The organism is Streptomyces sp. NPDC005494 (assembly GCF_042872025.1).
In the GTDB taxonomy this organism is placed as follows: Bacteria; Actinomycetota; Actinomycetes; order Streptomycetales; family Streptomycetaceae; genus Streptomyces.
This window is the reverse complement of sequence record NZ_JBIAJR010000002.1, coordinates 1-24,552: the sequence shown is the minus strand read 5'-3', so window position 1 is coordinate 24,552 and position 24,552 is coordinate 1. Positions and strand designations below refer to the sequence as shown.

Genomic DNA, 24,552 nt, shown 5'->3' with positions numbered 1-24,552 from the left:
GAGGAGACCGATGGTGAACGGTGATGACCGTGCGGCCCGACCGCCGCACGGGAGCCGTGCCTTCGACAGGCGCAGGTTCCTGGGATTCGTGCTGGCGGCACCGACCCTGGTGACTGCCGCCGAACTCGTGCCTGCCGAAGAGGCCCGAGCCGACGTGCCGTCGGCCGACATCACGGAACTCGTCGACCTCAACGACGTCATGACCTTGGCGGCTCTGCCGACCTCGGGTCTGATCACCGTCCGGGTCAACACCGACGGCACGGTGTCCTTCGCGTTGCCCCGGGCCGAGGTGGGGCAGGGCATCACCACGTCGACGGCCATGCTGATCGCCGAGGAGATGGACGTGCCTCTCGACAAGGTGCGGGTCACCCTGGCCGACGCGCGTCCCGAGCTCGTGTTCAACCAGCTCACCGGCGGTTCGAACACGACCGTCGCGACGTACACCCCCATCCGCGTCGCGGCCGCCGTCGCGCGCGGACGGCTGCTCGAGGCCGCGGCGGTGGTGTTCGGTGCGGCCCTCACCGAGGTCACCATCAGAGCCGGCGTGGTCATCGGCCCCGCGGGCCGGAGCATCGGCATCGGCGCGCTGGCCGAGAAGGCCGCGGCCGTGCGGACGCAGCAGGTCACCGCCGAACTCAAGCCGTCCGAGCAGTTCACCGTCATCGGTACACCGCAACGCCGCATCGACGCCCTCGACGCGGTCACCGGACGCAAGAAGTTCGCGATGGACCTCGCCGTTCCGGACGCCCTCCCGACCATGGTGTGCCGTCCGCCGACGATCAACGGGAAGGTCGGACCGGTCGCCAACGCCGCGGAAGTGCGGGCGATGCCGGGCGTCACCGACGTCGTCGTCATCAAGAGTGGTGTGGCCGTACGCGCCCGGACCTTCGGTCAGTGCATCGACGCCGTACGCGCCCTGAAGGTGTCCTGGGGACCCGGCACCGCGCAGGGCAAGTCCGACGAGACCGTGCTCCAGGAACTGAAGGCCGCGGAACCTCCGATGGGGCTTCCGCCGCTGACCCCGAGCGTGGAAGGCAGATTCACCTTCCACTTCCGCAGCAACAGTGCCCTGGAGACCAACTGCGCCATCGCCGACGTGCGGTCCGATCGCGCCGAGATCTGGTCCGGCCTCAAGGCGCCGATCGTCGCGAAGGAGGCGATCGCCGCCGAGCTGGGACTGCCGCTGACAGCCGTGACGGTGCATGTCACCGAGAGCGGCGGGTCCTTCGGACGCAAGCTCTTCTTCGACGCCGCGCTGGAGGCCGTGGAGATCTCCGCGAAGATCGGCAAACCGGTCAAACTCATGTGGCACCGGGCCGACGACTCCCGTCAGGGACGTACGCATCCGATGGCCACGTCCCGTGTGCGCATCGCCTACGCCGGGAACACCGTCCTCAGCTACAAGCAGCGGCACACCAGCGTGGCCACCGACCTCAGCCACGGGTTCGGAGAGATCTTCACCGCCCTGGCCGCGAAGCTGCCGGTGGCCGACCTCGGGTTCTCCGAGACGTTCTTCCAGCTCTCCCAGTCGATGCCGTACAACTTCGGTGTCAACAGCCGGCTCCTCAACGAGACCGACAAGGGCTTCAACACGGGCAGCATGCGCAACGTCTACTCCCCCGACGTCACCTGCGCCCGTGAGCTCGTCATCGACCGTCTGGCGTCGAAGATGGGGAAGGACCCCTATCGGTTCCGGCGCGACTTCCTCGAGGACGACCGGTGCATCGCGGTCCTGGAGAAGGTCGCCGAAGCCGGGAGCTGGGGCCGGTCGATGCCGCCCGGCACGGCACAGGGCATCGCGCTCCACTCCGAGTACCACTCCGCCAGCGCGGTTCTGGTGGAGATCGACTGCCGGCCTGAGACCGTCGGCCGGCCCATCCGCAACGGTGTCGCGGGACCACGCGTCACCAAGGTCGTCCTCGCCGTGGACGCCGGTCTCACCGTCAACCCGCTCGGTCTGAAGGCACAGATGACGGGCTGCGCCATGGACGGGATCGCGCTCGCGCTGACCTCCAGCCTGCACCTGCGCGACGGGTACTTCCTGGAAGCCAGCTGGGACAACTACTTCTACACCCGGCAGTGGAACACGCCGCCCGAGCTGGACGTCATCGTCATGCCGGACACCACCGGGAAGCCCGGCGGAGCCGGAGAGCTGGGTGTCGCCGCGTCGATGGCCGCGGTCGCCTGCGCCTACGGCCGGGCGACCGGCACGATGCCCACCACCTTCCCCATCAACCACGGCACACTCTCCTTCGAACCCAAGCCGGTCGTTCCGCCTGTCCCCCAGTCCCCGACCGATGGCCTGGACCACGCCTTCTGATGTGAGGAGCTCTACGTGCCCGAGCACACATTCCGCCTCAACGGCGAGCAGGTCACCGTCGACATCGCGGACGACGTCCGGCTGCTGTGGGTGCTGCGCGACGTCCTGGGCGTCACCGGCCCCAAGTACGGCTGTGGCATCAACGTCTGCAAGGCCTGCACGAGCCATCTGAACGGCAGGGCGGTCAACCCTTGCGCGATCCCGGTGGGCGACCTCGACCCGACCGACGAGGTCACGACGATCGAGGGGCTGCCGGCCACGGTGGGCGCCGCGCTGCACCCGATGCAGCAGGCGTGGCTCGACCTGGACGTGGCCCAGTGCGGCTACTGCCAGCCGGGCCAGATCATGGCGGCGGTCGCCGTCGTACGCCGAGCCGCGGAGGAAGGCCGCGAGATCACCGACACCGACCTCGACGGCATCCGCAACATCTGCCGATGCGGTACGTACGTCCGGATCCGGGAGGCCATCAAGGCCGGTGCCGCGCGCATGTGACGAGGAACCGGCGGCGGCTCGGGCGCGTGCGCCCGGGTGGGCATGTGTGGCGGAGCGAGGCGCGGGCCGGGGCCTGCACCGAGGCCTCGGCGGCGCGCTGAAGCGCGGAGGAGTGCCGGGGCCTGCGCCCGGGCCCGGCCGACGAGTTGACGCGCGGGAAGCGGGACGGCCGCCCTCGGCGCCCGGTCCGAGACCTCCCTGGGAACCCGTGGTGGATTCCCGGCGTCCTGACCGTGTTGAATCGTGCGACGGCGCACGTGCGTCCCGTCGGACCGTTCGGCCACAGACCGCCGACGCCCCGATGCGCAACTCGTCCGATGGCTGCGGAGGCAGAGTGAAGCAAGCGCCGATACCTACTTCGGTGACGACCGAGGACCACTCCATCGAGGGGCCGCACGGCACGATTCCACTCCGCGTCTACAGGCCTGCGGGCAGGCCCACGTCCGCGCTGTTGTGGATGCACGGCGGAGGATTCCGCCACGGCTCGATCGACATGCCGGAAGCACACGGTGTGAGCGGTGAACTCGCGGCGCGTGCCTCGGCCCTCGTGGTGTCCGTCGACTACCGGCTCGCGGGAGACGGCCTCGTCTTCCCGGTACCGCTCGACGACGTCTACGCGGCGTGGGAGTGGCTCGGCCCGGTCGCCACGCGCTCGGGGCTGACCACCCGCGCGCTGGGTGGTGCCAGCGCGGGAGCCGCCCTGGCACTGGCCGCGGCCGTCCGCGGACGGGACGGCTCCATGCCCGCCGACCGTCTGCTGCTGGCTTATCCCTTCGCGCACCACCCCAACCCCGCACTCGACCAGGAAACCGCCCGCGCGATGGACGCGATGCCGGAGATCCTTCGGTTCCCTCCGGAGGAGGTCGAATCGATGGTCGCCAACTACGTCGGCCGGATCACCGACGTTCCCGCACTCGCGCTTCCGGGCGCCGCACGGCTCGACGGCCTGCCGGCCACCGCCATCGTGCTCTCGCAGTACGACGACCTGCGCCCCTCGGGGGAGTTGCTGCAGCGGCAGCTCGACTCCGTGGGAGTTCCCGTGCGGACACACCTGGCGACCGGAATGCCGCACGGCCACTTCAATCACACGCCTCTGTCAGCAGAGGCCTCCGCGTCCCTGGAATTCCTCGCCGCGGCACTGACCGACCGCACACAAGAGCCGCGGCGAGGAGAGGAGTCCGGTCCGCTCCCACGTCGCGCCGAGCGACCGGAACGGCTGCCCGCCGGATGACGGGTGGCCCGGCGCCCGCTTCGCCCATGGAGGCGGACCCGGCGTGGCGTCCCCGTGGCCGCTCCCACCGGCGTCTGCGAAGGTTCGGCCGGGCGGTCCTCCCAGGGCTGGGGCCGGGACGGCGTCACCTCTCGCGTCTGGACGACGACGTCGAACCGGCTCGCGAGCGACCCGCCCGGCCTGTGGTGGCCGCGTCATCCAGAGGTCGTAGGAGGGGCCGGACGACCAGTACCCGGTCGAGCTGCGCGAAGGCCTTCTCCCTCCCTCGGTCCCCGCTCGCCCGCTCCCTCGGTCACCGCTCGCCCGCGAGGTCCACTTCCTCACGGTGCACCGGTGCCGCGTCCGCCACCTCAGGACGACGCCAGGGGTGGGCGATCGGCGCGGACACCGCACGCCACCACGGATCCGTGGGCAGCTCGCCCGCCGGTTCGAACGGCTCACCCGGACGGGGGAAGGCCACCGCCTGGCCCGCCTCGTCACCGGCGTCCTTCATCCACTCCCCGGGCTCGGACCACGGGTGCGGGGCGAGATTGAAGGTGCCCCAGTGGATCGGCATCAGCGCGCCGTGCGGGCGGCCGCCCTGAAGGTCCAGATGCGCCCGCATGCCCTCGGCGGGCGTCATGTGGATGTCGGGCCAGAACTCGGAGTAGGCGCCGACCTGGATCATCGTCGCGTCGAACGGGCCGTGCTCGGCCCCGATGTCCTGGAAGCCGGAGAAGTAGCCGGTGTCCCCACTGTGGTAGACGCGGTGCTCCGGGCCCGCGGCGACCCACGACGCCCAAAGGGTGTGCTGTTGGTTGCGCAGCCCCCGCCCGCAGAAATGCCGTGCCGGTGTCGCGGTCAGGCTGATGCCCGCGACCTGCGCGGTCTCGTTCCAGTCGAGCTCGCGGATACGGGCCAGGGGAACGCCCCAGCGCTCCAGGTGGGCACCTACGCCGAGCGGCACCGCGAAGACCGTGTCGGTCCCCGCCAGACTCTTGATCGTGGGCAGGTCCAGATGGTCGTAGTGGTCGTGCGAGATCACGACGACGTCGACGGGGCCGAGCGCGGCGATCGACAGGGGGACGGGGTGGAGCCTTCTGGGCCCGGCGAAGGCGAAGGGGGAGCAGCGCTCGCCCCAGACCGGGTCGAAGAGCACGCGGCTGCCGTCGATCTCGGCGAGCACGCTGGAGTGACCCATCCAGGTCAGCCGCAGCCCTGTCGCGGGCGGCGCGGAGAGGTCTGCGAGCGTCGTCGCGTGCACCGGAACCGTGCCGAGCGGGGCTCTACGGGTGCGTTCCTCCTTGCGGAAGTACCCCTTGGCGAATTCGATCATGGACCCCGACGGCCTGATCCGGGCACCCGACGGGTTCTGGAACACTCCGTCGGCGAAGTTGGGCGATCGGCGGATCCGCTCCATCCGCGCGCCGGCGGGATCCGCCCCGAAGGCGTCGGGACGCAGGGAGCGGAGTCGCGTGCGGAGCGAGGGCTGGCTGTCGGCGCCGGTCACGGCATCTCCTGAGGGAGTCGGTGTCGTCTCATTATGGCCGGGAGGCACGGCCGAGCGAGGGCTCGGCGGTGAACGGAGGACGCTCGCGCACTGCCGTGGAGCGCCCGGTCGCGCATCGAGACGTCAGGCACGCGGCTGCCCGTACACATGCTCGATTCGCAGGGTCAGCACGACCCTGCGGTCCTGCACCATCGCCCGCCGGTAGTCGTCCCAGTCGGGATGCTCGCCCCGGACATCGCGGTAGAGCGTGATCAGCTGCTCGACGGTCGCGTCGTGCGGGTCCGCGGCAGGTGGGGTCAGCTCGGCCGTGGCGTCGGCGACGGTCCAGGCCCAGCGGTCCTCGCTGGTCACGTGGTAGCTCGCGCGAGGGTCGCGACGAAGGTTGCGGGTCTTGGCCCGGCCCTCGGTGATGGACACACGGATCACCGCTTCGTCGGGGTAATAGGCATGGTTCACGTTCGACAGTTGCGGCCTGCCGTCGCGCTTGAGTGTGACCAGCACCCCGCCGTCACACTCGCCGAGGAGCCGGAGCAGGGCCGCGCGCTCGGGTTCGAAGTCCGTCATGCCAACCCCAACGTCCGTGCCCGCCGGAGGATTCCGCCCCCGGGCAGAAAGGCGGCGGATCCGGCCGAGGCCACGTTGACAGGCCCGGCGCCGCATCCGGATACTGACCCGCTGTTCAGTACGCCCGCACACTCAGCACGCCCGCGCGCCCAGTGCCCCCGCCCGCGACATCCCGGAGATCCAGGAGCCGCCCGATGCCCCGCAGCCCCATGACCGGCCGCCCGATGACCCGCAGCCCGATGACCAACCGCTCGATGACCAGCCCCTCCCCCGCCCCCCTGATCTCGCTGACCTGGACGGATCACGTCACCGGCACCAAGGGATATCTGGTCGTCGACCGGCTCGTACGGGGCGTGTCGAGCGGCGGACTGCGCATGCGGGAGGGCTGCACCCTTGCCGAGGTGACAGGACTGGCCCGTGGCATGAGCATGAAAGAGGCGTTGCACTTCGACGCCGATGACACCCGGGCCCGGTACATCCCGCTCGGCGGGGCGAAGGGCGGAATCGACTGCGACCCCCGCGCCCCGGAGGCGTACGGAATCCTCGTGCGCTTTCTGCGGGCGGTACGTCCGTACGTGGAGAGCGTCTGGACGACAGGTGAGGATCTCGGTCTCGGCCAGGACCTGGTCGACCGTGCGGCGGCGGAGGCGGGGCTGGTCTCCACGGTCCAGGCGGTCTACCCACTGCTGGACGACGAGGCGGCGGCACGCGGACGGCTGGCGGACGCGTTCGCCCTCACGGTGGACGGGATCGGCCTGGACGAGCTGGTAGGCGGGTGCGGAGTGGCGGAATCGACGCTCGTGGCGCTGGACCGGGCCGGCACGGCCTACGGCGACGCCCGGGTCTCGCTCCAGGGCCTCGGCACCATGGGAGGGGCTACGGCGCGTTTCCTCTCCCGGGCGGGGCTGACGGTCGTCGCGGTCGCCGACGCCAAGGGCACGATCGCCAACCCGGCGGGGCTGGACGTCGAAGCGCTGCTGGCCGCACGGGACGCGTACGGGACGGTGGACCGCGCGGCGCTGCGGGAGGAGGACAGGGAGCTGCCGGCCGACGCCTGGCTGGCCGCCGACGCCGAGATACTCGTCCCCGCCGCCGTGTCCTACGCCGTCGACGCGTCGAACCAGGCTTCGGTCAGGGCCCGCTGGGTGGTCGAAGCGGCAAACATGCCCGTACTGCCCGAGGCGGAGGCGCTGCTCGCCGAGCGGGGAATCACGGTGCTGCCCGATGTCGTCGTCAACTCCGGCACGAACGCCTGGTGGTGGTGGACGCTGTTCGGGGACGTCGGCGCCGATGCCGAGGAGGCCTTCGCACACACCCGCCGTGCGATGCGCGCCCTCGTGAGCCGCGTCCTCGAACGTGCGGAGGCGGACGGCCGCACGCCACGGGCGGCCGCACACGCACTCGTCGAGGAGCGGCTGCCGGTGATGGCGGAGCGGTTCGGCTGGTACGGCTGACCCCCTTGCGGACGGGCGGCCCGTGGTCCGGTGGCGGACGTTGGCTAGGGTGAACGCGTGGCGAGAGTACGGCTGAGCGTGGCGGAGCGTCGTGAGGAACTCCTCCGCGCTGCCGTCGAACAGATCGAGGTGCGGGGCGTGGCCGCCGTCCGGATCGCCGATGTGGCCTCCGTCCTCGGGGTGAGCAACGCACTGGTGCTCTATCACTTCTCCTCGAAGGAGAAGTTGGTGGCCGCCGCGTTCGCTTACGCGGCCGAGGCGGATCTCGCCCACCTGCGCAGGCTGCTGACCCGCCGGACGAGCGCCGTACGGCGGCTGCGGGCGGCCGTGCGCTGGTACGCCCCGACCGGGCAGGCGAAGGGGTGGCGGCTGTGGATCGAAGGCTGGGCGTCCTCCCTGCATGATCCGGCGCTGCGCGAGGTGGCCGGTGATCTCGATCAGCAGTGGAAGGCCGAGCTCGCCGAAGTCATCGAGGAGGGCGCGGCGGGCGGTGAGTTCCACTGCGACGACCCGATGTCGGTGGCCTGGCGGCTCACCGCTCTCCTGGACGGTCTGGCGGTCCAGATGACGTCGTACGCCGGCCCGCTCTCCCGGACCACCATGCTGCAGTGGGCCGAAGAGGCACTCGCGCGCGAACTCGGCATCGACCACGAGGTTCTGACCGCCTGAGCGCCCACTGTCAGGAGCGTCAGCCCCTCCAGCGCCACTGCCACGAGCTTCCGACATCCTGAGCGGCCACCGCCGGGATCGCCAGGCCGCCGGATCAGGTCTGGAGCACCGGTGCGTAGACCTCTCCGTCGAGCCCGAAGGTCCATGCGACCCCCTCCTTCGCCGTCCTGGTCCTGGGCGGCACCCGCAGCCAGTAGGTGCGGTGGGTGCCGTCCGGCTCCGGGGTGGAGTTGACGACCTCGACCATCACCACGTCCTCGTCACCCTCCATCGCGATGCGCCAGAGGATTCCCGTCTCGTCACGGTGCACCGGCTCGGCCCCCGATTCGGCGAGGTAGCGGTCGTAGCCGTAGTACTCCAGCATGACGCGGCGCAGCTCCGCGTTCTCCTCGCCGCGGATCCGGTCGGGTGTCAGACTCGCCAGCCCGTCCAGGAATTCGGCCGGGACGGGCATACCGCGCCAGGCGTACAGGGCGAAGCCGTCGGAGTAGGCCAGTGCCGGGCCGTCGCCGCGGTCGAGCCGTCCCGCCTCGTCGCGGTGGAGGTCGACGGGGCGTTCGCTGATGACCACGGCGTGTTCGTACGGCCACCACCAGCCGGCGTTCCTCGCGACCTCGGCCAGACCCGTCAGCCGGTCGCCCCGTCCGTCGAAGGCAGCGAGCCAGGCCGCGTCGTGCTGGCCCAGGACCGCGTCGAGCAGCACCAACCGCACGTCCGGCTCGTCCTCGGGACGGGTGGCGAGTTCGGCGACGACTCCCGTCCGTATCCGCTCGGCAAGAGCGGCCGTGGTCTCCCACAGCTGGGCGCCCGTCGCCGACCACAGGGACGACCAGCCGGCCGGGCCCAGTTCGTCGTACATCCGGCGCCGCTCCTCCGCCCAGGGACGGGTGCGTACTTCTTCGCGGACCGACCGCCCGGCGCCGGCGAGCGCCTCCACCGCTCGGACGGCCGCCTTCGGCGAGTCCGCCCAGATGATGCGCTCCGGCTCGTCGAGCCCCGCGCTGCGGTAGGCGAGCCGCACCCCGTCCTCGGCCGCACCCCGGTCGGCCCTGCCGGTCGCCGCCGCCACTGCCCGCCACGTGTTCACGTACTGCATCGGTATTCCCCGTCCCCTGTTCCCTGTTCCCCGTGTCCTGACCGCACATCGTTGGGGCGCCCTCCCCCGGTCCGTCGCGAGGGCGTCAGTCCGCGACGACCCTGACCGCGCCCGGTGCGTACTCCCGCTGGCGCACCACGCGGAACCAGCCCTTGGGCAGGGCTATCGCCGCGTGCTCCTCGTGCACCACGCGTCCGCCCTCGGGGAGATGGAGCAGCATGGGACCGAACGGTCCCGCCTCCCGCATGAGCCGCCCCGGCCCCTGCACGGCGTGCGCGTGCCCGGTGACCTCGCCCAGCGCCAGGACGAGCCTCCCCCGCCCGTCGCGCGGTTCACCCGGTGCGTCGAGGAAGTGGGCGGGCACGGCCGACTCCTCCGTCGCCACGATCAGTACGTCACCCTGCCGGTACACAGACGTCTCCCCTCGGTCCCGGCACCTCTGTGCCGGCCATGGATGAAACGCTACGAGGGGGGTCTGACAATCGGCTGCGCCCACGGTGCGTACCGGACCCGGTAGCCGTTCGTACCGGACCCGGCAGTCGTTCCTACCGGACCCGGTAGCCGTCCGTACCGTGCCCCGTGGCCGTCCGTACCGGGCCCGGTAGCGGCGTTGTCAGTGGCACTTGATAAACCTTGCGGACATCAGCCGCCCCCAGTATCAGGAGCTCAGTGCCATGTCCGACGCGGACCGTCTGCACGAGTTGCTCGGCCTTCCGGCCGTCGATTTCCAGCGCGAGACCGACGGGGAGGCCCGTCCCGCGGCCGATGCCGCGGCCTGGCGCATCAGCGTCGATCCGTACTCCGATGAGGAGGACGCGGACTGGGAGGAGAAGTTCGGCGCGTTCCTCGACGCTGTCGACCCGTCAGGGGTGGAGGCGCTGATCATCGGGCAGTGGGGCGAGGCGTACGAGGAGAACTCCTCCTACCCTCTCGGCCTCGTCATCGCCGCGGCCGACCGGCTGACCTCTCTGCGAGCGGTGTTCGTCGGGGATCTGATGAGCGAGGAAGCCGAGATCTCGTGGATCGAGCAGTCCGACGTCACGGCTCTGCTCACCGCCTATCCCGACCTCACCCACCTCGGTGTACGAGGCGGCAGCGGCCTGGAGTTCCCGCCCGTCGAGCACGCGTCGCTCCGGGCGCTCACGATCGAGAGCGGCGGGCTCCCGGCGGACGCGCTGCGCGGTGTGCTGGACAGCGAGCTCCCGGCGCTGGAGCGGCTGGACCTCTGGCTCGGCGTCTCCGCGTACGGAGGTGACGCGACCGTCCCGGACCTGGCGCCGCTGCTCGCCGGGACCCGGTTCCCCCGGCTCACCCATCTCGGGCTGCGGAACAGCGAGTTGCAGAACGAGATCGCGGCCGCGATAGCCGCGGCTCCGGTCGTCGCGCAGCTCCGCACACTCGACCTGTCGAACGGCACACTGGGGGACGAGGGAGCCGCCGCGCTGCTCGAAGGCCAGCCTCTCATCCATCTCCGGGCGCTCGATCTGCACCATCACTTCCTGAGCGTCCCGATGGAGCGACGGGTGGCCGAAGCACTGGAGCCGCACGGCGTGTCGGTCGACCTGTCCGAGCGCTGCGAGCCGTGGGACGACCGCGGAGCCGAAGGCCGCTACACCGCGGTCGCGGAGTGACGGAGCGATGATCGACGTCACTCACCCCGACACCTTCCACGGCCTGCCGGTCCACACCCTGTCCCTGTCCGGCTCCGCGGTGACCGCGACGCTGCCTGAGGCCGGCGCCGTGGCCTGGCGGCTGGACTGCATGACGGACGAGCTGGCGTTCGAGGACGCCTGGCCGCGCTTCCTCGCGACGGTCGACCCCGGCCACGTCCGCGCACTGTTGATCGGCCCCTGGTGGGACGAGGACTACGTCCCCTTCGCGCCGGTGGTCGAGGCGATCGCCGCCGACGCGCACCGCTTCCCGGCGTTGCGCGCGTTGTTCCTCGCCGATGTGGACAGCGAGGAGTGCCAGATCTCCTGGCTGGAGATGTGCGACATCACTCCGGTGCTGGAAGCCCTGCCGCTGCTGGAGGAACTGGTGGTACGCGGCTGCGGTTACACGGAGCCCGAGGAACACCTGCGGCTGCGCCCGGTCCGCCATCAGGCGCTGACCTCGCTCCGGGTCGAGTCCGGTGGGCTGCCCGCCCACTTCGTCCGCGCGGTGGGCGCGTCCGAGCTGCCGGCCCTCGAGCGGCTGGACCTCTGGTTCGGTGTCAGCTGGTACGGCGGCGACGCGACGGTCACCGATCTGGCCCCGGTGCTGTCCGGCGCCGGGCTGCCGCGTCTGCGCCATCTCGGCCTGCGGAACAGCGAGATGCAGGACGAGATCGCCGCGGCCGTCGCTTCCGCACCGATCGTCGCCCGGCTCGAATCGCTCTCACTCTCCCTGGGGACCCTCGGTGACGCGGGCGGGCGGGCTCTCGTCGAAGGGCAGCCGCTCACCCACCTGTCCGTGCTGGATCTGCACCACCACTACCTCTCCGCCCCCCTCGTCTCCCGCATCAGGGAGCTGTGCGACCGCGCGGGCGTCCGGGTCGATCTCGCCGAAGCGGAAGACCGGGACACCGGGGACGACGAGACGCGCTATGTCGCCGTCAGCGAGTAGTGCGCAGCCGCGCCTCGCGGTGGTCGGCATCCCCGGCAACCGCAGGGTCGGCCTCTTCCAGGACGCCGCGCGCGCTGCCGGCCTCGCGCCCGCGCGCACGGTGTCCTGGCCGGCCGTGCTGCGGGGTGAAACGGAATTCCACCCCGGCGAGACGGTGCGCGTCGACTCGCCCGGGGAGGACCCGGAGGTGGACCGCCTGCTGCGCGGGGGCGACGACCCGACGCGGGTGGAGGGCTCCGCCCGTTGGTACGCCCGCTTCACCTCGGCCGTACGGGAGGTCGCGGAGGCCGCCGCGACCGCCGGAGCGGTGCTGCTGGACGATCCCGGGGACATCGCGGTGCTGTTCGACAAGCGGCTCTGCCACGGAGTGCTGGACGCCGCCGGGGTGCCGGTGCCCGACTCCCCCACGTCCGGCCCGGACGGAGCCCCCGTGCGCGGCTGGGCGGACGTGCGGGCCCTGATGGCGGAGCACCGCATGCCGCGGGTGTTCGTGAAGCCCGCGCACGGCTCCTCGGCGTCCGGGGTGATCGCCCTGGAAACGGCCGGGCCGGGCAGGGTGCGGGCGGCCACCTCCGTGGAGCGCGACGAGGAGGGCCGTCTGTTCAACTCGCTCCGGGTGCGCAGGTGCACGACGGAGCGGGAGGCCGCGGTGCTAGTCGACGCCCTGGCTCCGGACGGACTGCACGTCGAGCGCTGGCTGCCCAAGGCCTCCCAGCGCGGTCGCGTCGCCGACCTGCGGGTCGTGGTGGTCGCCGGGCGAGCCACGCACGCGGTCGTGCGGACGAGCCGGTCCCCGATGACCAATCTGCATCTGGGCGGGGCTCGCGGGGATCTGGACCACGTCCGGGCCGCCGTGGAGACCGCCGGCGGCAGCTGGAGCGCCGCCCTGGCCGTGTGCGAGAGGGCCGCGGCCTGCTTCCCGGACACGCTGTGCGTGGGCGTCGATCTCCTGCCTTCCACCGGCTGGCGGCGCTTCGCGGTCGGCGAGGTCAACGCCTTCGGGGACCTCCTTCCGCGCCTGACGGGCCTGCCGGGCAGCGGCGCGGAGGGCCTGGACACCTATGGCGCGCAGATCGCCGCCGTACTGGACCGAGCAAGGAAAGACCGTGTCACCGAATCACCCTGAACGACCGGACCCCGAGGCGAGGACGCCCGGCCCCGACATGAACGCGGTCGTGGGGAGCCACGACCTTCTGTTCGTCACCCTGGACACCCTGCGGTTCGACGTGGCCGAGGAACTCGCGGCTGCCGGACGCCTGCCGAATCTGGTCCGGCACCTGCCGGACGGTGTCTGGGAGAAGAGGCATGCCCCCGGCAGCTTCACCTACGCCTCCCACCAGGCGATGTTCGCGGGTTTCCTGCCGACGCCCGCGGCGCCCGGTCCCCACCCGAGGCTGTTCGCCGCGCGCTTCGCCGGCAGCGAGTCCACCGCGGAGCGCACCTTCGTCCACGAGACCCCCGATCTCGTCTCGGGGCTCGCCGCGGTGGGCTATCGCACGGTGTGCGTCGGCGGCGTGGGTTTCTTCAACGGCCGCCCCCCGCTCGGTTCGGTACTGCCCGGCATGTTCCAGGAGAGCCACTGGGAGCCCGCGTTCGGGGTCGCCTCGCCGACGTCCTTCGAGTCCCAGGTGTCGTGCGCCGAGCGGGTGGTCGCCGGTCTCCCCGCGGACCGGAAGCTGTTCCTGTTCGTCAACGTGTCGGCGCTGCACCAGCCGAACTGGTTCCACCTGCCCGGCGCCGACGCCGGCGCGGGCGATTCCCGCGCCACCCACGCCGCCGCCCTGGAATACGTGGACCGGCACATCGGGCGCCTCTTCGCTGCGGCGAGCAGCCGCCGCCGGTGCTTCGCCATCGTCTGTTCCGACCACGGAACCGCCTACGGGGAGGACGGTTACACCGGTCACCGCCTGGGCCACGAGGCCGTCTGGACCGTCCCCTACGCCCACTTCTTCCTCGAACCGGGGGCCACTCGATGACCGGTGCCACGCGAGGTACGACGGACAGCTCCGGCCCGTACCGCAGCTACGTCTACGCCTACCCGCACAAGACCGCCTACCGTCCGCTGGGCGAGGATCCCGCCGGACGCCCGCTGTTGAGCGAACTGTGGGCCGCTGAGCGCAAGGACGCGCTCTCCCTCTACGCCCACATACCCTTCTGTGAGGTCCGCTGCGGCTTCTGCAATCTGTTCACCCGCATCGGCGCTCCCGGCGAGCTGACGACCCGCTACCTCGACGCCCTCGACCGGCAGGCGACCACCGTGCGGGAGGCGCTGGGCGACGAGGAACCGGTCCGCTTCGCCGCCGCCGCGTTCGGGGGCGGCACCCCCACCTTCCTCACCGCGGGCGAGCTGGAGCGGCTCTGCGACATCGCGGAGAAGCGCATGGGCGTGGATCTGAGCTCGGTGCCCCTCTCCGTGGAGACCTCACCGTCGACCGCGACGGCGGACCGGCTGGCCGTGCTCGCCGACCGGGGCACCACGCGCGTCAGCATCGGCGTGCAGAGTTTCGTCGACGCCGAGGTCCGCGCGGCGGTCCGTCCGCAGCACCGGTCCGACGTGGAAGCGGCGCTCGGCCGGATCCGGGACGCCCGCATCCCGGTCCTCAACATCGATCTGATCTACGGCATCGAGGGCCAGACCGAGGCGAGCTGGCGCACCTCGCTGGACGCCGCCCTGGCCTGGCGCCCGGAGGAGCTGTACCTCTATCCGCTCTACGTACGCCCGCTCACCGGTCTGGGCCGGCTGGGCACCGGGGCCGACGCGCCGGACGAACCGGACGCGGCCTGGGACGAACAGCGGCTGCGGCTGTACCGGGCGGGTCGTGACCGTCTGCTGGCCGAGGGCTACGAGCAGGTGTCCATGCGGATGTTCCGCCGCACGGACGCCCCGCACGCCGGTCCCGACGACTACGCCTGCCAGACCGACGGCATGATCGGGCTCGGCTGCGGGGCGCGCTCGTACACGTCCTCGCTGCACTACTCCTTCGACTACGCCGTGGAGATGCGGGAGATCCGGGGGATCATCGACGGCTTCACCACGGCCGAGGACTTCTCCCGCGCGGAGGTCGGCCGGTACGTCGACGAGGGCGAGGCGCGCAGGCGCCACCTCCTGCAGTCGCTCCTCCAGGCCGAGGGGATGCGGACCGCCGAGTACCGCGAGCGCTTCGCCTCCGATCCGTACGACGACTTCCGGGCCGAGCTGGAACTCTTCGACGCCCGCGGCTGGCTGGACGCCACGGCCCGCCCCGCGCTGCTGCGTCTCTCCCCGGAGGGCCTGGCCCACTCGGACGCGCTGGGCCCCGAGCTGTTCTCACCCGAGGTACGGGCCGCGATGGCCGCGTACGAGGCGAAGTGAGGGACGGGCATGGACCTGACGCTTCTGTACCGGGGCCCGCTGGCCTCGTGCGACTACGACTGCCCGTACTGCCCGTTCGCCAAGCGACGGGACAGCGGCGAGCAGTTGCGGGCCGACCGCGCCGCCCTGGCGCGGTTCACGACGTGGGCCGCCGAGCAGACCGGTGACCGGCTGTCGGTGCTGTTCACCCCCTGGGGCGAGGCCCTGGTGCGTTCCTGGTACCGGCGCGCGCTCGTGGAGCTGTCGCGCCTGCCGCACATCGAGCGGGTCGCCGTGCAGACCAACCTCAGCGGGCGTACGGGCTGGCTGGCCGAGGCGGAGCGGGACAAGGTCGCCCTGTGGTGCACCTACCACCCGGGCCAGACACCGTACGAGCGCTTCCTGGGCAGGTGCCGGGAGCTGACGGCTCTGGGGGTCCGGCACAGTGTCGGTGTCGTCGGGCTCGCGGAGCATCTGGAGGAGGCGAGGAGGCTGCGCGCGGCGCTGCCGTCCGAGGTCTACCTCTGGGTCAACGCCGCCGAGGGGCACACCTACACGGACGAGGAGGCGGACCTCTGGACCGCCCTGGACCCGCTGTTCCCCTACAGCCGGTTCCCGCACCGCTCCGCCGGGCTGCCCTGCCGGACGGGCGAGTCGGTCGTCTCCGTCGACGGCGACGGGACGGTGCGCCGCTGTCATTTCGTCAGGGCGGAGCTGGGCAATCTCTACGACGGCAGCTACCGCGAGGCGCTCGGTCCGCGTGGCTGTCCGCTCGACGTGTGCGACTGCCACATCGGCTACGTGCACCTGGAGACGCTGCCGTTGTACGACGTCTTCGCGGGCGGCGTGCTGGAGCGCGTACCGGCCCGTCCGGTCCTTGTGCCGGGCGGGCCGTCGGGGACGCACGCCCGTCCGGGGCGGGATGCGGCCCCGGACGGACTCGTGACACCGGGCCCTGCCCGGCGTCCCCTCCCGATCGTCACGCGCTGATCGGTCAGAGCGGGAGCAGGTCGGGACGCTTGGCCGCGACGTGGTCACCGGAGGACTCGCCGCGCAGCCGCCGGCCGATCCAGGGGACGAGGTACTCACGCGCCCACTGGATGTCGTCACGGCGTACCTCCAGCGGCCCGCGGTGCGCCTGCGGGGGCCACGCCTGGTCCGGGTCGGCCGGCACGTCGAGGCCGAGGACCTGGGCGGCGCGCAGCGCGACCCGGGTGTGTCCCTCGGGCGAGAGGTGCAGACGGTCGTTGTCCCAGGCGCGCCGGTCCTGCACGGACCGCAGGGACCACAGGTCCAGGACCGGGCAGTCGTAGCGGTCGGCGATGGACCGGACGTGCGCGGTGTACATGGCGATCTTGCCGCGCAGGTGCTTGAGCACCGGGATGTCGCGGGTGTCGAAGCCGGTGGTGACCATGACGGTGCCGACCGTCTGCGTCAGCTCGGCGACCGCGCGTTCGAAGCGTTCTGCCACGTCGTCCGGGTCGGAGCCGGGACGGAGGATGTCGTTTCCGCCCGCGCAGAAGCTCACCAGATCAGGTGCCAGCTCCTTGGCGCGGGGGACCTGTTCCTCGACTATCTGGTCGAGGAGGCGTCCGCGTACGGCGAGATTGGCGTACCGGAAGTTCCCGTGCGTGTCGTCCACAGGAGCGACCACCGCGTGCGGGACCGGGAGCCGGTCCGCGAGGAGGACCGCGAGCCGGTCCGCCCAGCCGACGAGCGCACCGTCCGGGCCAGGGTCCCCGACGCCTTCGGTGAAGCTGTCGCCAATCGCTGCGTACGACCCGATGATGCCTCGTTGGTTGTTTCTCGAATCGTCTGCCACAAGCGCTTATCCTGCACCTTCGAATGTGACCTACGCGACCGTAATAAGGGGTTGACGGGTGGTGAGAAAGACCACCCGGTCAGTTTTTGGTAAAGCCGGAATAAGAAGAGGGGCGGTGCGCCGTGGCGCACCGCCCCTCCTGCCTCGCCCTCAGGGCGCCGGGTCTCAGATGGAGACGCCGTGCGAACGCAGGTAGGCGATCGGGTCGACGTCCGAGCCGTAGCCCGGGCCGGTGCGGACCTCGAAGTGGAGGTGCGGACCGGTGGAGTTGCCGGTGGAACCGGAGAGACCGATCTGCTGGCCACCGGTGACGGTCTGGCCGGCCGAGACCTCCAGCGAGGACAGGTGGGCGTACTGCGAGTACATGCCGTCGCTGTGCTGGATGACGACCTCGTTGCCGTACGAGCCGCTCCAGCCCGCCGAGACCACGGTGCCCGGGCCGATGGACCGGACGCTGGTGCCGGACGCGGCCTGGAAGTCGGAACCGGTGTGGTAGCCACTGGACCAGCTGGCGCCCGAGGCGCGGTACTGGGTGGTGACGTTGGGGTTCTCGACCGGGGCGGCGTAGCCGGAGGTGTTGCCCTCCGACGCGGCGGACTCGGTGGAGGTCGTGGTCGCCGTCTTCTCCGCCGGAGCGGCAGCCTTCTCGGCAGGGGCGGCCGCCTTCTCGGCCGTCTCTGCCTTGGAGGGCGCGGCCTTGGAGGGCGCGGCCTCCGCGGAACCGGACGCCTTGGCTCCGAGAACCAGCTTCATGCCCGGCTGGATCAGGCTCGGGTTCCCGCCGACGACCTCGCGGTTGTCCTTGTAAAGCTTCTGCCAGCCGCCCTTGATCTTCTTCTCCGCCGCGATCTTCGCCAGGTAGTCGCCGGCGACGACGGAGTAGGTCTTCGGGGTGCTCTTGGCCGCGGCGGGCGCGCTCTGCGCGGCCGTCTTGGCGGCCGGTGCGGACTGCTCCGCCGCGTTGGCGCCGGTGGCGCCGATCAGCGGCAGGGCGAGAACGGCGCCGCCGGTCCCCACGGCGAGGATGCCGCGCGAGATCGGGCTGGTCCTGGTACGGCGGTGCTTACCCTTTGCGGGCATGGGGCATTCCTCTCCGGCGCCTGCGAGGTGAGCTGTCGGGTGCGGACTGGAGATGCCCGGCCGCGCGGTGCGCGACTTGACCCCGAGCCGGTTCCGGATCCCTCCGGCCGGCGGCTTACCTGGTTCCCCCGCTCCTGCCACACGTGTGTCGGTGCGGATTCCGGACGGCGGCAGGATTAGGCGTTCCATCCGGATTGACCGTGACCGTAAGCGAGCCGGGTCGCCGGGAACAAGCCACGGATTGCGCACCGGAATCGGCGCTTCAATTTCCGCGCGGAATTCCCGTCACCCTCCGTGGATTACGGATCTTGGCATTCCGCGCGGCGTCAGGAATACCCACCGGCGGCTCCGCCACACACCGTCACGGATATGATCCCGCTCACCCACCTCACACCATCTCCCGTACAAGCAGAGCATGTTCGACTAAATACACCAATACGGACATGTCATTGCTTTCACTGACCAACCCATACGACCGGTCACCCCATTTCACCGAGCCGCGCCCGAGACGATTGGCAGGTGCAGCCATGTCGTATCGTCGCGAGCGTGCCCCCGTCGGCGAGCGGCGCCGACGCCAGACACCACAGGAGCCCTTGTGACGCAGCTGCCAGAGGTCCCGCCGGCCGGCGCCGGGACGACGGACGTCGAGCTGACCGGTGTCCGCAACTTCCGTGACGTGGGCGGCCTCCCCACCGTCGACGGCGGCAGGGTCCGCTACGGGCGCCTCTACCGCAGCGGCCACCTCGCCCACGCCACCCCCGAGGACGCCGCCTTCCTCTCCGGGCTCGGCCTGCACACGGTCTTCGACTTCCGCAACGCGGCCGACCACAAGCTCGACGGCCATGACGTGGAGCTGCCGGGAGTCCGGAATGTCAGCATTCCCCTCTCCGACCCGGCCGACGGTGCGGAGTTCTGGCGACTGGTGCGCGACGGCAACATCCAGCAGCTGCGTTCGATCCTGGCCGACGGCAAGGGCACGGCGCGGATGGTCGCCTCGTACCGCGCGATCATCAAGGACCGCACCGCCGAGCACAGCCGTGTACTGCACGCGCTGGCCGAGGACAGTGTGCCCGCGTTGATGCACTGCGCCGCGGGCAAGGACCGGGCTGGGCTGTCCGTCGCGGTCTCGCTGCTGGCCGTCGGGGTCGAGAAGGAGGCCATCGAGGCCGACTACCTCAAGTCCAACGACGCTCACCGGCGCTACAAGGTGCGGCGGAGCGACACCTCGTCGGCAGGGATGTCGGACGAGGTGATGGAACTGCTCAATCCGCTCTTCGGCGCCCACCCGGACTATCTCGCGGCGGCGTTCGAGACCATCGAGGAGGTCTGGGGCGGCACGGACCGCTATCTCCTCGAAGGACTCAAGATCGACGCGGCCACCCGCGCGAAGCTGCGCGAGCGGCTCGTCGAGGACGCCTGAGGCCGGCGGTCAGCCTCCGGACGCCACAGCGGTCACTTGCCGGCCACGCTGAAGAGGAGGAAGAGGAAGGCCGCGACGACGTGGCCGGCCACCAGGTAGGCGAAGAGCCGGATGACGACGCCGCGAGGCATCCTCCGCTCGTGGGTGTCCGCGCTCTTCTGCCTGCGCGGGGTCAGCGGGTCGTAGTGCTCCGAATCGGACATGACGGTCCTCTCTTCCGGCCGCGGGGGCCGGGGTGACAAGGGGTCGGCAGGCTGGGGCGCGTGCCGGACCGGCGACGGTGCCGGATCAGAGACGGTGAGCCCCGCCGCCGAGGCACAGCTCCGCGGTGGGGCTCTGCAGCAGCGTGTGGACGAAGAGCAGCCGCGCCCCGCCGACGTCGAGCGCGGCGATCCTGTGCGGGGTGAGCGAGTCGAAGTGCGCGCTGTCACCCGGATCGAGGTCGTGCACGGTGTCCCCGAGCACGACGCGCAGCCTGCCGTCGAGGACGTACAGCCACTCCTCCCCGGGGTGCACACGCACGAGGTCGCCCTCGGTGCCGTACGGCACACGCACGCGCAGCGCCTGCATCGCCCGGCCCGAGCCTCCGGCCTGCCGGTAGAGCCAGCCGCCGTCGCCGCCAGGCGCGCCTTCGAGGGGACCGCCACGGACGATCGCGTCACGTTCGGGCGGCATCTCGCCCAGCAGCTCGGAGACGGTCGTACCGTAGACCCTGGCGAGTCCGAGCAGCATGGGCAGCGAGGGCTGCCTCCGGCCCGTTTCGAGCCGGGAGAGGTGGGCGGGCGAGAGTCCGGCCCGCCCGGCCGCGGCCTCCAAGGTCAGACCGCGGTTGCGGCGCAGGTCACGCAGGCGTGGCGCAACCCCTGGAAGCTCGTCGGCCACCCCTTCGTCAGAAGGATTCATGACTCCATTGGGCCAGGATCTTTCCTCTGAGGCAAGTTTATTGCCTCAGAGGCAAATCCCTCAGCGGTTGGCGACGGCCTGCTTCACCAGCGTCCTGCCGAAGTCCCACATCAGCCCGCCACCACTGTGCGCGTCGTCCATGACGGCAGTGAACGCGGTCACGAAGCGGTCGACCTCCGCCTCCCCGATGACCAGCGGCGGGATCAGCTTGATCACTTCCAGATGATCGCCGGAGACCTGGGTGAGGATGCGGTGCTTCTGGAGCAGCGGCACGACCACCATCTGCGCGAAGAGACCCTTGCGCGCCGCCTGGAGCATCGTCCAGCGGCTGCGGAGCTTGAGCGAGGAGGGACGGCCGAACTCGATCCCGATCATCAGCCCGCGGCCTCGTACCTCGTGCAGCAGCTCGTAGCGGCCGACGAGCGCGGAGAGCCGCTCGCGCAGCAGATCACCGGTGCGCCGGGCGTTCGCGACGGTCTCCTCCTGCTCCATCACCGCTAGGACGGCGAGCCCGGCCGCCATGGCCTGCGCGTTCGACCCGAAGCTGGCGGAGTGGACGAGGACCCGGTCCATGGAGGAGTAGACGCGCTTGAAGATCCAGTCCTTGCCGAGCGTCGCGCCGACCGGCACGTAGCCGCCGGAGAGCGCCTTGGCCACGCAGAGCAGATCGGGCTCTACCCCCTCCTCGTGCTGGTACGCGTAGAAGTCGCCGGTCCTGCCCAGCCCGGTCTGGACCTCGTCGGCGATCAGCACGGCCTTGTGCCGGTGCAGCAGCTCCTGCGCCTCCCGGAGGAAGCCGGGCGGCGCGGCGTGGACGCCCTTGCCCTGGATCGGCTCGACGACCAGTCCCGCCACGTCCCCGCGCTTCAGCTCACGGCGCAGGGCGTCGAGGTCACCGAGCTCGATGGCGGTGTCGGGGAGCAGGGGGGCGAACCCGTCCCGGAACCCCTGTTCCCCGTTGACCGAGAGCGAGCCGGTCGTCAGCCCGTGGAAGGCGTGGGAGCAGTAGAGGATCCTGGGCCTGCCGGTGGCGTACCTGGCGAACTTCAGCGCGGTCTCGACCGCCTCCGTACCGCTGTTGCCGAAGAACACCCGGTCCAGGTGCGGGCTGTGCGCCAGAAGCTTCTCGGCGAGCAGACCGGGCAGCGGCTGGCAGTCGAAGCGCGTGAGGTCGGCGAGCGAGGCGTCCAGGACGTCGTGGACGGCCTTGCGTACGACAGGGTGGTGCCTGCCGAGCCCCATCACCCCGAAGCCGGCGAGCATGTCGAGGTAGTCGTTGCCGTCCGCGTCCCAGAAATAGGCGCCCTCGGCCCTCTCGTAGACCTTGTCGAAACCGATGGTGCGCAGCATGCGCGGCAGTTGGTGGTTGAGGTGGCGGGTGTGCAGCTCGTAGCGTTCGCCGCCGCGCTCCGCCAGGAGCCGTGTGAGATCGAACCCTTCCGGCCGTTCGTCCTTCATGCGCCGCTCTCCCTCCGCACGCTCCGCTCCTCCTCTGTCGCGCGCCGCTCCAGCACGGCGCCGATGTGTCCGGCGATCTCCACCGGTGTGAGTCCGATGTCCGCCAGCACCTCGCCGCGTCCGGCGTGCGCGAGGAACTGCTCGGGGATGCCGAAGGTCCGCAGAGGTACGTCGACGCCCGCTTCCCGCAGCGCCTGTCCCACGGCCGAACCGACGCCGCCCGTGCGGCTGTTGTCCTCGACGACCGCCACCAGTTCGTGGCGCGCCGCCAGTCCGGGCAGTTGTCCGTCGACCGGCTTGACCCAGCGGGGATCGACGACCGTGCAGCGGACGCCGGAGGCGGCGAGGAGGTCGGCGGCCTGCAGACAGACCGGGGCGAGCGCCCCGACCGCCACCAGCAGGACGGCGGGGTCCGGGGCCCGGTGCAGCAGGTCCATCCCGCCGATCCTCCCGAGGGAGGCGATCGGCTCCCCCACCGGCTCCTTGGGGAACCGGATCACGGTGGGCGCGTCGTCGACGTCGACGGCCTCGCGCAGTTCCTCACGGAGCCGTTCGGCGTCGCGCGGGGCCGCGATCCGCAGACCGGGCACGACCTGGAGCAGGGACATGTCCCACATGCCGTTGTGCGAGGGGCCGTCGGTGCCCGTGACGCCGGCCCGGTCCAGGACGAACGTGACCCCGCACCCGTGCAGGGCGACATCCATCAGCAGCTGGTCGAAGGCGCGGTTGAGGAAGGTCGCGTAGATGGCGACGACCGGGTGCAGACCGCCGGTGGCGAGGCCCGCCGCGGAGACAGCCGCGTGCTGCTCGGCGATCCCCACGTCCCAGATCCGGTCGGGGAACTCCTCGGCGAACCGGGTCAGCCCCACCGGGTGCAGCATCGCCGCGGTGATCGCGACGACGTCCCGGCGCTCGGCACCGATCTCGGCGATCTCGTCGCCGAACACGGAGGTCCAGGACGGCGCGGCGGGCACCACGAGCGGCTCGCAGGTCAGGGGGTCCATCCTGCCGACGGTGTGGAAGCGGTCGGCGTCGTCGGCCAGCGCCGGCGGAAAGCCCCGGCCCTTCTCGGTGATGCAGTGCACCAGGACCGGCCCGTGGTAGCGCTTCGCCCTGCGCAGTGCGGTCTCGACGGCTTCGATGTCGTGCCCGTCGACGGGTCCGAGGTACTTCAGGCCCAGGTCCTCGAACATGCCCTGCGGGGCGAAGGTGTCCTTGAAGCCCTTCTTCGCGCCGTGCAGGGAGCCGTAGAGGGGCTGTCCGATGACCGGGGTCTGCTGGAGCACTCCCTTGCCCCAGGCCAGGAAGCGCTCGTAGCCGTCGGTGGTGCGCAAGGTGGCCAGGTGGTTCGCGAGGCCGCCGATGGTCGGGGCGTAGGAGCGCTCGTTGTCGTTCACCACGATGATCAGGGGCCGGTCCCCGGCCGCCGCGATGTTGTTCAGCGCCTCCCAGGCCATCCCGCCCGTGAGCGCCCCGTCGCCGGTCACCGCGACGACGTGGTCCGGACGTCCCAGGAGCTCGTTGGCCTTGGCAAGGCCGTCGGCCCAGCCGAGCACCGTCGAGGCGTGGGAGTTCTCGATGACGTCGTGCTCCGACTCCTCGCGGGAGGGGTAACCGGAAAGGCCGCCCTTGCCGCGCAGCTTGGAGAAGTCCTGACGCCCGGTCAGCAGCTTGTGCACATAGCTCTGGTGTCCCGTGTCCCACAGGATGCGGTCCACGGGCGAGTCGAAGGCCCGGTGCAGGGCGATGGAGAGTTCGACGACTCCGAGGTTGGGGCCGAGGTGGCCGCCTGTCCTCGCCACCGCCCGGATGAGGAACGCCCGGATCTCCTCGGCGAGTTCGCCGAGTTCCGGCTGAGTCAGCGCCTTGAGGTCCTGCGGCCCCTTGATGGATTCCAGTACCGACACGCTCGGGCCCCTCTCTCTGGTCCTGTCATCGGCTCACGGTCACCGCCGGAGCCCCGGTGGGGGTTCCCGCCTCCTCCATCTGTTCCGCGATCTTCATGGCTTCCTCGATGAGGGTCTCCACGATCTTCGATTCCGGGACGGTCTTGACGACCTCGCCCTTCACGAAGATCTGGCCCTTGCCGTTGCCCGACGCCACACCCAGATCGGCCTCACGCGCCTCACCCGGACCGTTCACCACACAGCCCATCACCGCGACCCGCAGCGGAACCTCCAGCCCGTCCAGACCCGCACTCACCTGATCAGCCAGCTTGTACACATCCACCTGCGCACGCCCGCACGACGGACACGACACGATCTCCAGCCGACGCTGCTTGAGGTTCAGCGCCTCCAGGATCTGCAGCCCGACCTTGACCTCCTCCGCCGGAGGGGCCGACAGCGACACCCGGATCGTGTCCCCGATCCCCTCCGACAACAGCGCACCGAACGCCACCGCCGACTTGATCGTCCCCTGGAACGCCGGACCCGCCTCCGTCACACCCAGATGCAGCGGATAGTCCGACCGCGCCGCCAGCAGACGATAGGCGTTCACCATCACGACCGGGTCGTTGTGCTTGACCGAGATCTTGATGTCCCGGAAACCGTGCTCCTCGAACAGCGACGCCTCCCACAGCGCCGACTCCACCAGAGCCTCCGGCGTCGCCTTGCCGTACTT

General features: G+C 71.0%; 23 protein-coding genes and 1 riboswitch. Of the genes, 12 read left to right on the top strand and 11 right to left on the bottom strand.

Annotation, left to right across the window (positions count from 1 at the left end):
• Positions 1–10: 10 nt before the first annotated feature.
• The 3 genes from ACFYQ6_RS06120 (at position 11) to ACFYQ6_RS06110 (ending at position 4,043) form a co-directional block, all read left to right on the top strand.
• Positions 11–2,320 (top strand): molybdopterin cofactor-binding domain-containing protein, encoded by a 2,310-nt coding sequence (locus ACFYQ6_RS06120; protein WP_361573360.1) that lies wholly within the window; start codon positions 11–13, stop codon positions 2,318–2,320.
• A gap of 15 nt (positions 2,321–2,335) precedes the next feature.
• Positions 2,336–2,812 carry a (2Fe-2S)-binding protein gene (locus ACFYQ6_RS06115; protein ID WP_388760997.1) on the top strand — a complete coding sequence of 159 codons (477 nt, stop codon included), beginning with the start codon at positions 2,336–2,338 and terminating at the stop codon, positions 2,810–2,812.
• Positions 2,813–3,146: 334 nt separating this feature from the next.
• A complete protein-coding gene (locus ACFYQ6_RS06110) occupies positions 3,147–4,043 on the top strand; it encodes an alpha/beta hydrolase (RefSeq protein ID WP_361573364.1) in 897 nt (298 codons plus the stop codon).
• A 292-nt stretch (positions 4,044–4,335) separates the two neighbouring features.
• Here ACFYQ6_RS06110 and ACFYQ6_RS06105 read toward each other — a convergent pair whose 3' ends face one another.
• Positions 4,336–5,532 (bottom strand): MBL fold metallo-hydrolase, encoded by a 1,197-nt coding sequence (locus tag ACFYQ6_RS06105; protein WP_361573366.1) that lies wholly within the window; start codon positions 5,530–5,532, stop codon positions 4,336–4,338.
• A 123-nt stretch (positions 5,533–5,655) separates the two neighbouring features.
• Positions 5,656–6,096 carry a PPOX class F420-dependent oxidoreductase gene (locus ACFYQ6_RS06100; RefSeq protein ID WP_361573368.1) on the bottom strand — a complete coding sequence of 147 codons (441 nt, stop codon included), beginning with the start codon at positions 6,094–6,096 and terminating at the stop codon, positions 5,656–5,658.
• Between the two features lie 254 nt (positions 6,097–6,350).
• On the opposite strand from ACFYQ6_RS06100, the gene ACFYQ6_RS06095 reads away from it, so the two are divergent.
• Together ACFYQ6_RS06095 and ACFYQ6_RS06090 are read left to right on the top strand one after the other, a co-directional pair.
• Complete coding sequence (locus ACFYQ6_RS06095; RefSeq protein WP_361573446.1) at positions 6,351–7,550, top strand: Glu/Leu/Phe/Val dehydrogenase dimerization domain-containing protein; 1,200 nt, start codon at positions 6,351–6,353, stop codon at positions 7,548–7,550.
• A 57-nt stretch (positions 7,551–7,607) separates the two neighbouring features.
• Entirely contained in the window at positions 7,608–8,219 is a 612-nt protein-coding gene (locus ACFYQ6_RS06090; RefSeq protein WP_361573370.1) for a TetR/AcrR family transcriptional regulator, read from the top strand.
• A 94-nt stretch (positions 8,220–8,313) separates the two neighbouring features.
• Here the strand turns inward: ACFYQ6_RS06090 and ACFYQ6_RS06085 are convergent, their stop codons facing one another.
• Both ACFYQ6_RS06085 and ACFYQ6_RS06080 read right to left on the bottom strand, forming a co-directional pair.
• On the bottom strand, positions 8,314–9,315 hold the full coding sequence (locus ACFYQ6_RS06085) for a DUF6745 domain-containing protein (protein ID WP_361573372.1): 1,002 nt from the start codon (positions 9,313–9,315) through the stop codon (positions 8,314–8,316).
• Between the two features lie 85 nt (positions 9,316–9,400).
• On the bottom strand, positions 9,401–9,727 hold the full coding sequence (locus tag ACFYQ6_RS06080; protein WP_388760993.1) for a hypothetical protein: 327 nt from the start codon (positions 9,725–9,727) through the stop codon (positions 9,401–9,403).
• Positions 9,728–9,989: 262 nt separating this feature from the next.
• On the opposite strand from ACFYQ6_RS06080, the gene ACFYQ6_RS06075 reads away from it, so the two are divergent.
• The 6 genes from ACFYQ6_RS06075 to ACFYQ6_RS06050 are packed head-to-tail and all read left to right on the top strand — an operon-like array spanning position 9,990 to position 16,240.
• The gene (locus ACFYQ6_RS06075) at positions 9,990–10,946 is read left to right on the top strand and encodes an STM4015 family protein (protein WP_361573376.1); all 957 of its coding nucleotides are present in this window, start codon (positions 9,990–9,992) and stop codon (positions 10,944–10,946) included.
• 7 nt (positions 10,947–10,953) lie between these two features.
• Positions 10,954–11,919 carry an STM4015 family protein gene (locus tag ACFYQ6_RS06070; protein WP_388760990.1) on the top strand — a complete coding sequence of 322 codons (966 nt, stop codon included), beginning with the start codon at positions 10,954–10,956 and terminating at the stop codon, positions 11,917–11,919.
• Complete coding sequence (locus tag ACFYQ6_RS06065) at positions 11,900–13,045, top strand: STM4014 family protein (RefSeq protein ID WP_388760988.1); 1,146 nt, start codon at positions 11,900–11,902, stop codon at positions 13,043–13,045. The genes ACFYQ6_RS06070 and ACFYQ6_RS06065 overlap by 20 nt, the downstream gene beginning before the upstream one ends.
• A 37-nt stretch (positions 13,046–13,082) precedes the next feature.
• Entirely contained in the window at positions 13,083–13,895 is an 813-nt protein-coding gene (locus ACFYQ6_RS06060) for an STM4013/SEN3800 family hydrolase (RefSeq protein WP_361573382.1), read from the top strand.
• The gene (locus ACFYQ6_RS06055; protein ID WP_361573384.1) at positions 13,892–15,271 is read left to right on the top strand and encodes an STM4012 family radical SAM protein; all 1,380 of its coding nucleotides are present in this window, start codon (positions 13,892–13,894) and stop codon (positions 15,269–15,271) included. The genes ACFYQ6_RS06060 and ACFYQ6_RS06055 overlap by 4 nt, the downstream gene beginning before the upstream one ends.
• Positions 15,272–15,280: 9 nt before the next feature.
• Positions 15,281–16,240 (top strand): STM4011 family radical SAM protein, encoded by a 960-nt coding sequence (locus tag ACFYQ6_RS06050; protein WP_388760985.1) that lies wholly within the window; start codon positions 15,281–15,283, stop codon positions 16,238–16,240.
• Between the two features lie 4 nt (positions 16,241–16,244).
• On the opposite strand, the gene ACFYQ6_RS06045 is transcribed toward ACFYQ6_RS06050, so the two are convergent.
• On the bottom strand, positions 16,245–17,072 hold the full coding sequence (locus ACFYQ6_RS06045; protein ID WP_388760982.1) for an SGNH/GDSL hydrolase family protein: 828 nt from the start codon (positions 17,070–17,072) through the stop codon (positions 16,245–16,247).
• A 165-nt stretch (positions 17,073–17,237) separates the two neighbouring features.
• Positions 17,238–18,152 carry a LysM peptidoglycan-binding domain-containing M23 family metallopeptidase gene (locus tag ACFYQ6_RS06040; RefSeq protein WP_361573389.1) on the bottom strand — a complete coding sequence of 305 codons (915 nt, stop codon included), beginning with the start codon at positions 18,150–18,152 and terminating at the stop codon, positions 17,238–17,240.
• 4 nt (positions 18,153–18,156) lie between these two features.
• Positions 18,157–18,345, bottom strand: a riboswitch (cyclic di-AMP (ydaO/yuaA leader).
• 402 nt (positions 18,346–18,747) lie between these two features.
• Here ACFYQ6_RS06040 and ACFYQ6_RS06035 point away from each other — a divergent pair.
• Positions 18,748–19,572 (top strand): tyrosine-protein phosphatase, encoded by an 825-nt coding sequence (locus tag ACFYQ6_RS06035; RefSeq protein WP_388760979.1) that lies wholly within the window; start codon positions 18,748–18,750, stop codon positions 19,570–19,572.
• 32 nt (positions 19,573–19,604) lie between these two features.
• On the opposite strand, the gene ACFYQ6_RS06030 is transcribed toward ACFYQ6_RS06035, so the two are convergent.
• From ACFYQ6_RS06030 to ACFYQ6_RS06010, 5 genes are all read right to left on the bottom strand, one after another.
• A complete protein-coding gene (locus ACFYQ6_RS06030; protein ID WP_361573393.1) occupies positions 19,605–19,775 on the bottom strand; it encodes a DUF6126 family protein in 171 nt (56 codons plus the stop codon).
• An 85-nt stretch (positions 19,776–19,860) separates the two neighbouring features.
• Complete coding sequence (locus ACFYQ6_RS06025) at positions 19,861–20,475, bottom strand: XRE family transcriptional regulator (RefSeq protein WP_361573395.1); 615 nt, start codon at positions 20,473–20,475, stop codon at positions 19,861–19,863.
• 60 nt (positions 20,476–20,535) lie between these two features.
• Positions 20,536–21,933, bottom strand: coding sequence for an aspartate aminotransferase family protein (locus tag ACFYQ6_RS06020; protein ID WP_361573397.1), 1,398 nt, complete (start codon positions 21,931–21,933; stop codon positions 20,536–20,538).
• Entirely contained in the window at positions 21,930–23,840 is a 1,911-nt protein-coding gene (gene dxs, locus ACFYQ6_RS06015) for a 1-deoxy-D-xylulose-5-phosphate synthase (RefSeq protein ID WP_388760974.1), read from the bottom strand. Before dxs ends, ACFYQ6_RS06020 begins: the two co-directional genes overlap by 4 nt.
• Positions 23,841–23,865: 25 nt before the next feature.
• On the bottom strand, positions 23,866–24,552 hold a 687-nt coding region (locus ACFYQ6_RS06010; protein ID WP_361573401.1), incomplete at its 5' end, for a flavodoxin-dependent (E)-4-hydroxy-3-methylbut-2-enyl-diphosphate synthase.